This window comes from Streptomyces sp. DI166, from assembly GCF_900091315.1.
GTDB classification, from domain to species: Bacteria; Actinomycetota; Actinomycetes; order Streptomycetales; family Streptomycetaceae; genus Streptomyces; species Streptomyces fuscus.
Genome location: NZ_FLSP01000006.1, coordinates 143,826 through 155,892 on the forward strand (window position 1 = coordinate 143,826; position 12,067 = coordinate 155,892).

Consider the following 12,067-nt stretch of genomic DNA (forward strand, 5'->3'; position numbering starts at 1 on the left):
TGTGACAGCCCGGAGCGGACAAACTGCTGGGCGGCTCTGGATATCGTGGGCGCGTGGGGAATGTGTTCCGAGGCGACGGGCAGAATCTGGATCTGTCCAACGGCGGCACCGAGGTGTTCGTCGAGGTGCTGATGCTCGCGGTGTCCGACCTCGCCGAAGACGAGTGGGACTACAGATTTGCCGCCCTTCTGACATTGCAGGACCAGAACGTGATGGGGCGCGGTGCCGTCGGCTTCGACCTGGGGGACATCGCGTGGGGCGCGTCTCCGGCGGAGCGCGCCCGGTCGAAGCAGTTCGTACTGCGCGCTGTTGAGCTGGCGTTGAGCGGCCACCGGTGGGGTGAGCTGGGCTACGACCCGCCCTTTGCCCGTGACTATCTGCGTCAGTTCAAATCGATGGTCGAAACCTTCGAACCGACCGATGACCGCAGGCGTGGTCAAGGCTTCCCGTCACCGGAGGAACGCGCGAGGGCTTCGTGCGTGCAGCACCGCATCCTCAACGCGCTGCCGCACTGGGAGGGATGCTTCCTGTGCAACCGCCCAACACCGGCCTGAATGCTTGATGCGACGGCCGGAGGTTCACGACCACCGGGCACACGCGTCAGCGAGGCGCGCGTCGGCTCGAACCCAGACCTCGCCGTCGGCCGCATCGGCCGGGGTGTCAACGCGCTCCAGCCCGAGGAAGGCGATAAGCGTGAGGAGTTCGGCCCGTTCGGCTCGGGCTTCGTCCGTCTTGTGCGAGTCGAAGAAGACGTAGTACTGGTCGCTCGGATCCACGATGCCCGAATCGGCCCAGATCCGGGCGACTTCTTCGAACGCTGCTGCTTCCGTCGTGAACGTGGCGGCGCGAAGGGCACCGCGCGTCTCCGGCGTCGCGTCGAGGTCGGCGAGGGCAGAGAACCACTGGCCGTAGTGGTTGAGGCCGTTGTATCCGTTCTCGAAGAAGAGCATCGCGGCCGGAACGTATCGGTTGGGCCGGTCGGCCCGCAGGTACTCCGTTTCCGTGCCCTTGACCCGGGCGATCACACCGCGGTCGGGCATGAGTATCAGACTCTGCCCGGCAGGCTCATCACTGATGGTGTACGTACCGGACTTCCGGTCCTTGAAGAACGCGGAAAACGCCACATAGGCTTCCTGAGGGTCGCCCACGGAGACTTTTTCGTCGTTGCCGTCACCGACGGCGAAGACGAAGTGCTTGGGTCCGGGTTCGTAAGCGCGGGCCATGGTCGTCCTTCGTTCACGTGAAAACCGCAGTAGCTCTCGGCGCCGCAACACGTCATGGTCGCCTCGCGGATCATCTCATCCGGCGAGTCGGCGGTCCCTTCCGGTGCCCGTCAGTGCCTGGACGCCAATAACACCGAGCAGCCGTAGTCGCTCGGCAGTCTCGCTGCCGTCTGCCGCGGTGAAGGCCATGATGCGCAGGTCGGTGCCGAGTGCGGCGAGGATGTCGCAGTCAAGGGTGAGTTCCCCTACGGTCGCGTGCCGGACCGTCTTGGTGAGGGGCTCGTGCACCCCCACCACACCGGAATCCCACAGCGCTGTGAAGTCGCTGCTCTGATTGCGCAGTTCGTCGACAAGAGCGGCCAGTCTCGTGTCCTTGGGATAGCGGGCCGAGGTTGCGCGCAGGTCGGACACGAAGGCCGCGCGGTGACCTGTCGTCCGGCTCACCGCCTGGGGGTATCCGGCGGGCGGCGCGACGAAGGCCCACCACACCGCGTTCCGTGCGAAGCCGCGTTCCGGTGGCGGGGTGCCGAACAGGGCCGCCCACAGCGGGTTCCACGTGATGAGGTTCCAGGCGGCGTCGTACACGCTCAGCGGTGTGCCGGTCAGTCGGTCGAGCAGCCGCTGGACGCCCGCCGGCACATGACCGGAGATCTGCCCGCCGCCCGGAAACGCCTGCCCGGCGAGCACGAAGAGATGCTCCCGTTCCGCCGCCGTCAGCCGCAGCGCCCGGGCCAGCGCGGAGAGGACCTGCGAGGACGGATTCGTCGCCCTGCCCTGTTCGAGCCGCACGATGTAGTCGACGGACAGCCCGGCGAGCTGGGCGAGCTCCTCACGCCGCAGGCCCGGCGCGCGCCGGACTCCGTCGTCCGGCAGGCCGGCCTCGGCCGGTTTGATGCGGTCCCGCCAGGCGTGCAACGCCCTGCCGAGATCCGTGGTTCCGGTCATGACCCGAGTATCGCGCGGTAGGCCGTGTCCCGTCGTGGTACTGCGAGTCCACCGGCTGCGGCGGGCACTGGCCGCCGCCCGGGGCATCCGCGGAGGGTGGACGTGCCGACCAGCACGGTCGGCTCGGCGGGCACCCGCCCGCCGCTGTGCGCCGAAGGAGCACTTTCATGAAGTACCGCAGCCTCGGGCGGACCGGGATCAAGGTCAGCCCCTACGGTCTGGGCACACTGATGCTCGCCGGCCTGATGGGCAACGAGCCCGACGAGTCCGTGCGCATCATCCACCGGGCGCTCGACGCCGGGATCAACCTCATCGACACCGCCGACCGCTACGCCGACTCCGAGGACATCGTCGGACGGGCCCTGAAGGGGCGCCGTGACGAGGTCGTCCTGGCCACCAAGGTCGGCCTGCCCATGGGGGAGGACCCCAACCACCAGGGCGGCTCCCGCCGCTGGATCACCACCGCCGTCGAGAACTCCCTGCGCCGCCTCGGCACCGACCACATCGACATCTACCAGCTCCAGCGGCCCGACCCGGACACCGACCTGGAGGAGACCCTTTCGGTCCTGACCGACCTCGTCAGGGCCGGCAAGGTACGCGCCATCGGCTTCTCGACCACACCCGCCTCGATGATCGTCCAGGCCCAGTGGACGGCGGAACGCGCCGGACTGCAAAAGCCGCGCACCGAGCAGCCGCCGTACTCGATCCTGAACCGCGGCATCGAACGGGAGGTCCTGCCGCTCGCGCAGGAGTACGGCATGGGCGTGATGGTGTGGGGCCCCTTCGGCCAGGGCCTGCTGACCGGCCGGGTCCGCAAGGGCGGCGACAACGACCTCAAACGCGCCCGCTTCTCCCGCCACCTGTCCGACGAGCACCGCATCGACGTCGTCGAACAGCTCCTCCCGCTCGCCAAGGAGGCCGGGCTGCCCATGACCCATCTGGCCATGGCCTTCACCATCGCCCACCCGGGCGTCAGCGCCGCACTCCTCGGCCCGCGCACCATGGAACACCTTGACGACCTCCTGGCCGGGGCCGACGTCGAACTGTCCGACGACCTCCTCGACCGGATCGACGAGATCGTCCCGCCCGGCACCGACGTCACCGCCCTCGACCAGGAATACCGGCCCCCGGCCCTGCGCGAGCCCGCTCTGCGCCGCCGCCCCGCCGGGTCCCGGTCGGCGACCTGAACCGGTCCCTGACACCCCGCGGGCAGCCGCACCGCCTGCCCACAAGGCCCGGTCAAGCACCACAGATTCGGAACCCGCAACCACGTCCAGACGTCCCTCTGGGTGACGGATGGACGGCGACAACCCGGGAGAGCACGTGGCGAGGAAGGACCGCAAGAAGGACACGGCCACGGAGAAGGATTACGAGAAGTGGATGGCCCGTTTCCAGCTCCGGCTGGCCCTGCGGCCCGGGGTGGACCGAGCGGTCGTGCTCCAGGCGGTCAAGGACGTCGCGGGCCACTGCGCGGTGACGGGCGAGCACCCGCAGACCGCGTTCGGTGACCCGGACGCCTACGCCGTGCAGGCTGCCGCGCGATGGGTCCCGGCGGGCCGGGCGGAGCGCGAGAAGAGGCACCGCGCCGTGGCCGACGCGGTTGACTCCGTACTGACAGAGGGCATGGACATCACCGGCCTGTGAGCGGTTGATCGGGCGCGGTACGGACGAAGGAACCCGTCGGCGGCGACGCGCGCCGCCCGTCTTCGGCCGCCGGTCCGGCTTGCTCGGCATCGCTCGCCGGACCCCCGCCCCTGTACGTGCCCCCGGCGCACGGCGGTGGCGAAGGCGCGCCCGATGCCGACTCACACGTGCGTGTGACGCCGCTCGACCGGGGCACTGGAAGTAGTGGGCCTCAGCGAGGCGGAAGAGCCGCGGACGCGTGCCCCATGGATGCCCGCCGAACGGTCCAATAGTCGACTTACCTGGGCTTTAAATCCATACTTCCGACAATATTCTCGGCTCTGCGTTTTCAGAGAGAGCGCTCCGTTTGTCGGTTCGTCCAGTGGTGTGTTTCCGGACGCTCGCGCGGCGGGGCGTGTAGCCAATCCGGTTCCCCTTTTTCTGGAGAAACACATGCGCGTTGCCGTGACCGGTGGCGGTGGATTCCTCGGGTCCCACCTGTGCGAGGCGCTCTTGCAGCGCGGTGATTCAGTGGTGTGCCTGGACAACTTCTCGACGGGGGACCCCGAGAACATCGCCCACCTACTCGGCTGTCCGTGCTTCGAGTTTCAGCACGCGGACGTGTGCGAGACCGTTGAGGTCCCCGGCCGTGTCGACGCTGTCGCTCACCTCGCGTCCCCCGCTTCGCCGCCCGACTACCTGCGGCAGCCGTTGGAGACCCTCGCGGTCGGCAGCCGTGGCACCGAGAACGCCCTGCGACTGGCCCTGCGCCACAACGCCCGCTTCGTCCTCGCCTCGACGAGCGAGATCTACGGAGACCCGCTGGTCCACCCTCAGGAGGAAGGGTACTGGGGCAACGTCAACTCGATCGGCCCCCGCAGCGTTTATGACGAGGCGAAGCGCTACGCCGAAGCGGTGTCGGCCGCGTACCACCGCACCCACGGTGTGGACGTCGGTATCGCCCGGATCTTCAACACCTACGGCCCGCGCATGCGGCCGCACGACGGCCGCGTGGTGTCCAGCTTCATCACCCAGGCACTGACGGGCGAACCGCTCACCATCTACGGAGACGGTCGGCAGACCCGCAGCTTCTGCTACGTCGACGACCTGATCCGCGGCCTGCTCGCGCTGCTCGACTCCAGGGAGCTCGGCCCGTTCAACCTCGGCAACCCGGTCGAGCACACCGTCCTTGAGCTCGCCGAGCTGGTGCTGGCGATGACCGGCTCGCCGTCCGAGGTGAAGCACCACCCGTTGCCCGCAGACGACCCGGTGCGCCGTCGGCCGGTGATCAGCCGGGCACGTGACGTCCTGGGCTGGGCGCCGGGCACCTCCGTCACCGAGGGCCTCAGCCGCACCATCGCCTACTTCAAAGAGCGCTCCGACCTCCTGCGCACCTCGGCGGTGGCCATCCGCGGAGGCCAGAGCGAGACCCTTCCGCTCGCGGCGGTTACGGGCTGCGCAGGTTCCCCGACGGTTCCCGGCCCGCTCACCGCGGGCTCGGGCATCACGTCCGGCTCCACGGCCACCGGCTCCTGATGCCGGGGCACGCGCGGGCACCGCGCCGCGCGGCGGCCCGCCTCGGTGCGCGTGCCCTTCACGCGTCTTCCCCCACCCTCCATCGGACCGCCTGGAGTACCAGCTGCCATGACATCGCTGGAGCAAGACCACCTCGGTGGGACCGGCACCATCCCGGATTCCCTGCCCCGCCCCCCTTCTCCCGGGTCCCGTGAAGAGCGGGAAGCGCTGAGCAGGGAGATCCGAACCCTGTCGAACGGTGCGGTCGCCGAGGTCCGTCCGGACGGGCCCGTCCTGACACGACCCGCCCACGACCTCAAGCCGCTCCCTTCCCACTACGTGCGGGCCTTCTCCCGCCCGTACCGCATCCTGATCGTGCTGCTCTGGCTCGGCTGGGCGGCCTGCCTGGTGTGGTTCTGGGTCTGGTGGTTCGAGCCGTCCCATCGCATCGGCTGGCTGGGACTGGTCATCAACAGTGCCCTGCTGCTCTACATGACCTATCTTCCACTGCACTTCCTCGTCCCGCTGCTGCGCATGCGACGGTTCCGCCCGGCGGTCGAGGTGCCCGACCTCGGTACCGCTTTCGTGGTCACCCGCGCCCCCTCCGAGGACTGGGACATCGCGCGCACCACCCTGGAGGCGATGCTCCGGCAGAGGTTCCCCCACGCCTACGACGTGTGGCTGTGCGACGAGAAGCCCACCGAGGAGATCCTGGACTGGTGTCGCAGGCACGGCGTCGGCGTCTCCTGCCGGTACGGCCGCGCCGACTACCACCGGGCCGAGTGGCCGCGCCGCACACGCTGCAAAGAGGGCAACCTCGCCTTCTTCTACGACCACTGGGGTTACGAGCACTATGACGTCGTCGTTCAGCTCGACTGCGACCACGTGCCGGAGCCGGACTACCTCGCCGAAATGGTCCGCCCGTTCGCCGACCCGTCGGTCGGCTATGTCGCCGCACCCAGCATCTGTGACTCCAACGCCGGCAACTCCTGGGCGGCCCGTGGCCGTCTGTACCGCGAGGCCGTGCTGCACGGCCCCGTACAGTTCGGCCACAGTGCCGGGCTCGCCCCGCTGTGCATCGGCTCGCACTACGCCGTCCGCACCCGGGCCCTGAAGGAGATCGGCGGTCTCGGTCCGGAACTCGCCGAGGACTTCTCCACTACGTTCCTGCTCAACTCGGCCGGATGGCAAGGCGCGTTTGCCATCGACGCGGAGGCGCACGGCGAGGGCCCACACACCTTCGGTGCGATGATCACCCAGGAGTTCCAGTGGTCGCGCAGTCTCGCCGTGATGCTCTTCGGGATGCTGCCGCGCCATCTGGGACGTATGCCCCTGAAGCTGCGGATCCGCTTCGGCGCCGCCCTGATGTACTACCCCCTGCTCGCTGTCGCGACTATCACGGGCATCCTGCTCCCCGCTGTCGCCGCGATCACCGGTGCGCCCTGGGTCAAGGTGAACTACCTGGAGTTCCTCGGACACATGTGGAGCATGTCGATCTGGCTGATCCTGCTGACCCTGCTGTGCCGGCGCCGAGGTCTGTTGCGCCCCAGGAACGCCCCCGTCATCAGCTGGGAAATGTGGCTGTTCGGCCTGTCCCGCTGGCCGTTCGTCGCCTGGGGTGTCCTGGCCGCGTTGGCGCAGAAACTGCGGCCCCGTCAGATCACCTTCAAGGTGACCCCCAAGAAGCGCTCCGGTCTTGAGCCGCTTCCGCTCCGCACTGTCGCGCCGTACCTGGTGATCACCCTGTTCCTGTCGGGCTCGGCGCTGGTCGGCCAGTTCACCGGGCCCGCCGTCGGCTACGTCTTCCTCTGCCTGCTCGGCGCCGCCTCGTACGCCACCGTCACACTCGTCGTCGCCGTGCTGCACATCAAGGAAGCCGCACGGGCCACCGGCGTCCGGGCGTTCCGAGCGCTGCGCACAGCCGCCCTCCCGCTGACGGCAGGCCTGCTCTGTCTGCTTCCGCTGGCATCCGCCGCCGCCCTCTTCCCTGCCTACTTCAGCGGCTTCTACGTCTGGTGACGGCCTGTCACGGCCCTTCGAGAATCGAGGTCCCCCATGCCCCAGACCGTCCTGGTCACCGGCGGCGCCGGCTTCATCGGCAGCCACACCTGCGTCGAACTCCTCCAGTCCGGTCACGAGGTGGTCGTCCTCGACGACCACTCCAACAGCTCCCCCCAGGCACTGGAGCGCGTCGCGAAGATCGCGGGCCGGCCGATCGCCGCCGTGCACACCGCCGACGTCCGCGACCGGCGGGCACTGGACGCCGTGTTCACCGAGCACGCCATCGACGCGGTGATCCACTTCGCCGCGAAGAAAGCCGTCGGCGAGTCGGTACAAATCCCGCTCACGTACTACGACATCAACGTCGGCGGCACCACGGCACTCGCCTCGGCGATGCACGAACACGGCGTGCACCGGCTGGTGTTCTCCTCGTCCTGCTCGATCTACGGCAACGCGACGGTCGTCCCGCTCACCGAGGAGTCCCCGGCCGCGCCCACCAACCCGTACGCCACCACCAAGTGGACCTGCGAGCAGATTCTGGGAGACCTGTGCCGGCACGTGCCCGAGCTGCGGGTGCTGGCACTGCGGTACTTCAATCCCGCCGGCGCGCACCCCAGTGGGCTGCTGGGGGAGGACCCGAGCGGTGTGCCGAACAACATCATGCCGTTCCTCGCGCAGATCGCGGTGGGCCGTCGCGAGGAGCTGAGCGTCTTCGGCGACGACTACCCGACGCCGGACGGCACGGGCGTGCGTGACTACATCCATGTCGTGGACGTGGCCGAGGGCCATGTGGCCGCGCTCGACCACTTCGACGACAGGCCGGGCCTGCAGGTCTTCAACCTCGGCACCGGGCGCGGCTCTTCCGTGCTGGAGCTCGTGCACACCTTCCAGCAGGCGTGCGGCACGCCGATCCCGTACCGCGTCGCGCCGCGCCGCCCCGGCGATGTCGCGGAGCTGGTGGCGGATCCGGCGAAGGTCGAGGCGGCATGGGGGTGGAGGGCGCGGCGTGATCTGGCCGCGATGTGCCGGGACGCATGGAACTTCCAGCAGAACAACCCGTACGGCTACGCCCCCTGACACGGGCCGTGCCCCGTCCCCTGTCCCCGCAGTTCCGCTCAGAAACAGGAGAACCCGCATGCGGTTGACCGTCATCGGTACGGGATACCTAGGAGCCGTGCACGCCGCGTGCATGGCCGACATCGGGCACGACGTCCTCGGTGTCGACGTCGACATCGAGAAGATCACCGCCCTTACCGAGGGCCGGACCCCGTTCTTCGAACCGGGGCTCGACGACGTCCTCACCCGTGCCCTCGCCGCCGGACGTCTGCGCTTCACCACCAGCCTGCGCGAGGCGGCGGCGCACGGCGAGGTCCACTTCATCTGCGTCGGCACCCCCCAACAGCCCGGCTCGCAGGCGGCGGACCTACGGTACGTGGACGCCGTCGTCGACGGGCTAGCCCCGCATCTGCCCGCGTCCTGCCTCGTCGTCGGCAAATCCACGGTCCCGGTGGGCACGACAGCCCGGCTGACGTCCCGCATCGCGGACCTCGTACGCGGCGGCGTGCGGGCCGAGGTGGCGTGGAACCCGGAGTTCCTGCGCGAGGGCTTCGCTGTCGAGGACACCCTGCACCCGGACCGGCTCGTGGTCGGCGCCACCAGCCGCGAGGCAGACGAAACGCTGCGCCGGGTGTACGCGCCGATGCTCGCGGCGGGCGTGCCCTACATCAGTACCGACCCGAACACTGCGGAGCTGGTGAAGGTCGCGGCGAACTCCTTCCTCGCCACGAAGATCTCGTTCATCAACGCGATGGCCGAGGTCTGCGACGCGGCAGGCGCGGACGTCGCCACCCTCGCCGACGCGCTGGGCCACGACAGCCGGATCGGCCGACGCTTCCTCAACGCCGGGGTCGGCTTCGGCGGCGGCTGCCTGCCGAAGGACATCCGGGCGTTCACCGCGCGCGCCCAGGAGCTGGGCGTCGGGGCAGCGGTGGCGTTCCTCGACCAGGTCGACGCGATCAACCAGCGGCAGCGGGCCCGGACCGTCGCGCTCGCACGCCAGATGGCGGGCGGAGACCTGACCGGCCGCCGAGTGACGGTGCTGGGCGCCACGTTCAAGCCGAACAGCGACGACGTACGCGACTCACCGGCCCTGGCGGTCGCGGCGGCGCTGCACCGCGAGGGCGCGGACGTCAGTGTGCACGATCCGGAGGGTACGGCCAACGCGCGGCTCGCCCACCCGGAGTTGCGCTGCAGCTCCGACCTGCTGGCCGCATGCCAGGGCGCCGAACTGGTCCTGCACCTCACGGAGTGGAGCCAGTACCGCGAGCTGGACCCGGTCAAACTGGCCCGCGTCGTCCGCGTACCCATGCTCATCGACGGCCGCAACGGGCTCGCCCACACGGAATGGCAGGCAGCCGGCTGGACGGTCAAGGCTCTGGGCCGCCCGACACTGCCGGACGGCACGGACACCCCCCACCCGCACGACCCGCTGCGCGCCACGATCACCCACCCGGCCACCGAACCGGACCGCGCCACAACCCTCGCATAGGCACCGGACAAGGCTGAGGGGCCACGACGGACTGCCCGTCGTGGCCCCTCGCCGTTGCCTACTCGCCGGCGCTCTCACTGACGGTGGTCGGCTGGGCGGCCCCCACGGTCGGGGACTGCCCGAGCCGGTTGCCGAAGTAGTCCACGAGCCGCGGGGCGGCTTTGAACTGCCGCGCCTCCAGGCCGACAGGTGCTGCAGTCTGTTCGCAGCGGGGCACCAGGTTCACAGCGCCCGACCCCTCGGCGACGTCAGCGGCCAGGCCCCGCAGACAGGGGTCCTCGTCGGAACCGGTCGGCTGGCCGCCGAGGACCTCCTGGCGCGATGTGGTGCGCCAGTCGTCCAGCGCGGCATAGCGCTGGGTGCCCCAGCCCAGATCCCAACTGCCGCTGCTGTAGTAGTCGTTGCCCTGCAGCACAAGCCGGGAAGGAGCGTACGCGGACTGGGCCTCGACCAGCGGTCCGCCATCGGTGGCGAAGATGTTGTTGTGGACGCGAACACCGCGCATCCCGTCCCGCAGCCGAAGGGCCGGCGGGCGGTACCCGGCCGCCTCCGCCGAGGCCAGGCCCTCGGTCCGCATGACGACCGTGTTGTGGTAGATGTCCAGCTCGCTCATGCGGGTGCCGTAGGCGACGATGCCGCCGTACTCGGGCAGCTTGCGCGCGTCGTCCCAACTCATGTTGAAGCGCACGACGTTGTTGCGGTGGGCGCCGGTCGGCTTCCCGGAGTAGACGAGGAAGCCGGGCCCGTCGTTGCCGTGGGCGAGGTTGTACTGCATGACCGAGTCCGAGACGTTGTTGTCGAGGCCGAAGCCGCCGCCGTCGACATGGGACCCGGTGCGGTTGCGGTAGGAGGTGTTGTGCTCCAGCAGGACACGGGTGGAGTCGTACACCCAGACTCCCTCGGGCCCCTCCTCGGCGTCTCTTGCAGACCTCGCGCCGTTGTCGTGGGCGACCGACCGTACGACCTGGGCGTCCCTGACGCTGCCCAGCGCGATGCCGCTGCCGGTGTTCCGGCCATCGCTCTTGGGATCGCCGGTATTGGCGTAGGCCTTCACCCGCTCGATCCGGAGCCGTTCGTTCGCGTATGCCGGGCGGTCGGCGTCGAACGCGGGACCGTAGAAGGCGAGCCCGGCTTCGAGATTGTGATGCACCGAGACATCGGTGATCCGTACGTCACTGAAGCCTGCCGCGGCGCCCGGGTCCGCTCCCACGCTGATGCCGTTCTGGAAGCCTTGGGCCTCCACGTGCGTGATCCTGACATGGCCGAGCCGCCGGGCGCCGGGCAGAGTGTTGCGGAAGGCGATACCGACCCCCTCCCGCAGGGCCTTTCGGTCGCCCACCAGTGCCAGGTTCCTGATCTCGACACCGGCGGTGTTCCGCACCGTGATCGCCGAAGTGCCGCGCGGCGCGATGGTGGCACGCCCGGTCCCGTAGGACTCGATGACCACGGGCCTGGCCGCACTGCCGGCCTCACCCTTCTCCAGGGTGAGGCTGCCGCGGAAACGCGCGCCGCCCTGGAGCCGCAGCCGGTCACCGGGTTGGAACCGCACACCGTTCGCGTGATCCAGGGTCCGCCAGGGCCGGGCCGCAGACATGCCGTCGTTCTTGTCGTCACCGTCGGGGCTCACGTAGAAGGTGTACGGCCCCCCGTTGACGGGACGAGCGGGACGGTACACACCCGCCACGTCGCACCCTGCCACCAGCACGAGCGCTGCCGCCGAGACTCCCGCGGCGGCCATCGAGGCTCGACTCCGCTTCACCGCTCTCACGTCCACCCCTTTGGGTCAGGTCGCTACCATCAAGGCAAAACACGCACATCACATGACAGCCTGTCAGAAAAGGTGTGAACGGAGCGTCGACGACAGTACGGCATACGAGTCACATGCGTATGCCCATCCGCGCTCGTGCTCCGCTTGACGGGCGGGGGGCGACGTGCGGCGTCGCAGCGGATGCCGACCTCGACGGGGTAGCCTGAGTCGGGGGTCAGGCCGTCGCCGGTGAAGACGGGCCACTTGTCAATGAAGGCCCATTGGCGCCGGTGTGCGTCGGCGAAGCGGACCTCGACCAGGCAGGGCTGAGGTTCGTCATCGACTCATCGGATCGCTTCGCAACGCACGAAGACCATGGGCAGAGCCTGCCATCACGGCCTGCGGTCGGCAGCCGGATTCTCCAGGCGACCCAGGGTTTTGACACCTTGAAGCCCCCCACTGTGT

The 12,067-nt window shown here is 69.3% G+C and carries 10 protein-coding genes; 7 read left to right on the plus strand and 3 right to left on the minus strand.

The window, feature by feature from the left end; all coding sequences use genetic code 11:
• The first annotated feature begins 53 nt into the window (after window positions 1-53).
• Window positions 54-554, plus strand: a complete 501-nt coding sequence (locus GA0115233_RS05130) for a hypothetical protein (protein WP_093718861.1) — start codon at window positions 54-56, stop codon at window positions 552-554.
• Window positions 555-578: 24 nt separating this feature from the next.
• Here the strand turns inward: GA0115233_RS05130 and GA0115233_RS05135 are convergent, their stop codons facing one another.
• Both GA0115233_RS05135 and GA0115233_RS05140 read right to left on the minus strand, forming a co-directional pair.
• Window positions 579-1,223, minus strand: a complete 645-nt coding sequence (locus tag GA0115233_RS05135; RefSeq protein WP_093718862.1) for a hypothetical protein — start codon at window positions 1,221-1,223, stop codon at window positions 579-581.
• Window positions 1,224-1,298: 75 nt separating this feature from the next.
• A complete protein-coding gene (locus tag GA0115233_RS05140; protein WP_093718863.1) occupies window positions 1,299-2,168 on the minus strand; it encodes a helix-turn-helix domain-containing protein in 870 nt (289 codons plus the stop codon).
• A gap of 167 nt (window positions 2,169-2,335) precedes the next feature.
• Here GA0115233_RS05140 and GA0115233_RS05145 point away from each other — a divergent pair, with 167 nt between their 5' ends.
• The 6 genes from GA0115233_RS05145 (at window position 2,336) to GA0115233_RS05170 (ending at window position 9,855) form a co-directional block, all read left to right on the plus strand.
• On the plus strand, window positions 2,336-3,355 hold the full coding sequence (locus tag GA0115233_RS05145; protein WP_093718864.1) for an aldo/keto reductase: 1,020 nt from the start codon (window positions 2,336-2,338) through the stop codon (window positions 3,353-3,355).
• A gap of 136 nt (window positions 3,356-3,491) precedes the next feature.
• Window positions 3,492-3,812: a hypothetical protein gene (locus tag GA0115233_RS05150; protein WP_093718882.1), complete on the plus strand. Its 321-nt coding sequence runs from the start codon at window positions 3,492-3,494 to the stop codon at window positions 3,810-3,812.
• Window positions 3,813-4,244: 432 nt separating this feature from the next.
• Complete coding sequence (locus GA0115233_RS05155) at window positions 4,245-5,327, plus strand: UDP-glucuronic acid decarboxylase family protein (RefSeq protein ID WP_093718865.1); 1,083 nt, start codon at window positions 4,245-4,247, stop codon at window positions 5,325-5,327.
• Window positions 5,328-5,435: 108 nt separating this feature from the next.
• The gene (locus tag GA0115233_RS05160; protein ID WP_093718866.1) at window positions 5,436-7,325 is read left to right on the plus strand and encodes a glycosyltransferase family 2 protein; all 1,890 of its coding nucleotides are present in this window, start codon (window positions 5,436-5,438) and stop codon (window positions 7,323-7,325) included.
• A 36-nt stretch (window positions 7,326-7,361) separates the two neighbouring features.
• On the plus strand, window positions 7,362-8,384 hold the full coding sequence (gene galE / locus GA0115233_RS05165) for a UDP-glucose 4-epimerase GalE (protein ID WP_093718867.1): 1,023 nt from the start codon (window positions 7,362-7,364) through the stop codon (window positions 8,382-8,384).
• 58 nt (window positions 8,385-8,442) lie between these two features.
• A complete protein-coding gene (locus GA0115233_RS05170; protein WP_093718868.1) occupies window positions 8,443-9,855 on the plus strand; it encodes a UDP-glucose dehydrogenase family protein in 1,413 nt (470 codons plus the stop codon).
• Window positions 9,856-9,913: 58 nt separating this feature from the next.
• Here GA0115233_RS05170 and GA0115233_RS05175 read toward each other — a convergent pair whose 3' ends face one another.
• Complete coding sequence (locus GA0115233_RS05175) at window positions 9,914-11,482, minus strand: right-handed parallel beta-helix repeat-containing protein (protein ID WP_255310050.1); 1,569 nt, start codon at window positions 11,480-11,482, stop codon at window positions 9,914-9,916.
• Window positions 11,483-12,067: the final 585 nt, after the last annotated feature.

Coding starts and splice junctions, on each gene's coding strand:
- GA0115233_RS05135 (WP_093718862.1), bottom strand. CDS start 1,223: ATGGCCCGCGCTTACGAACCCGGACCCAAGCACTTCGTCTTCGCCGTC.
- GA0115233_RS05140 (WP_093718863.1), bottom strand. CDS start 2,168: ATGACCGGAACCACGGATCTCGGCAGGGCGTTGCACGCCTGGCGGGAC.
- GA0115233_RS05145 (WP_093718864.1), top strand. CDS start 2,336: ATGAAGTACCGCAGCCTCGGGCGGACCGGGATCAAGGTCAGCCCCTAC.
- GA0115233_RS05155 (WP_093718865.1), top strand. CDS start 4,245: ATGCGCGTTGCCGTGACCGGTGGCGGTGGATTCCTCGGGTCCCACCTG.
- GA0115233_RS05160 (WP_093718866.1), top strand. CDS start 5,436: ATGACATCGCTGGAGCAAGACCACCTCGGTGGGACCGGCACCATCCCG.
- galE (WP_093718867.1), top strand. CDS start 7,362: ATGCCCCAGACCGTCCTGGTCACCGGCGGCGCCGGCTTCATCGGCAGC.
- GA0115233_RS05170 (WP_093718868.1), top strand. CDS start 8,443: ATGCGGTTGACCGTCATCGGTACGGGATACCTAGGAGCCGTGCACGCC.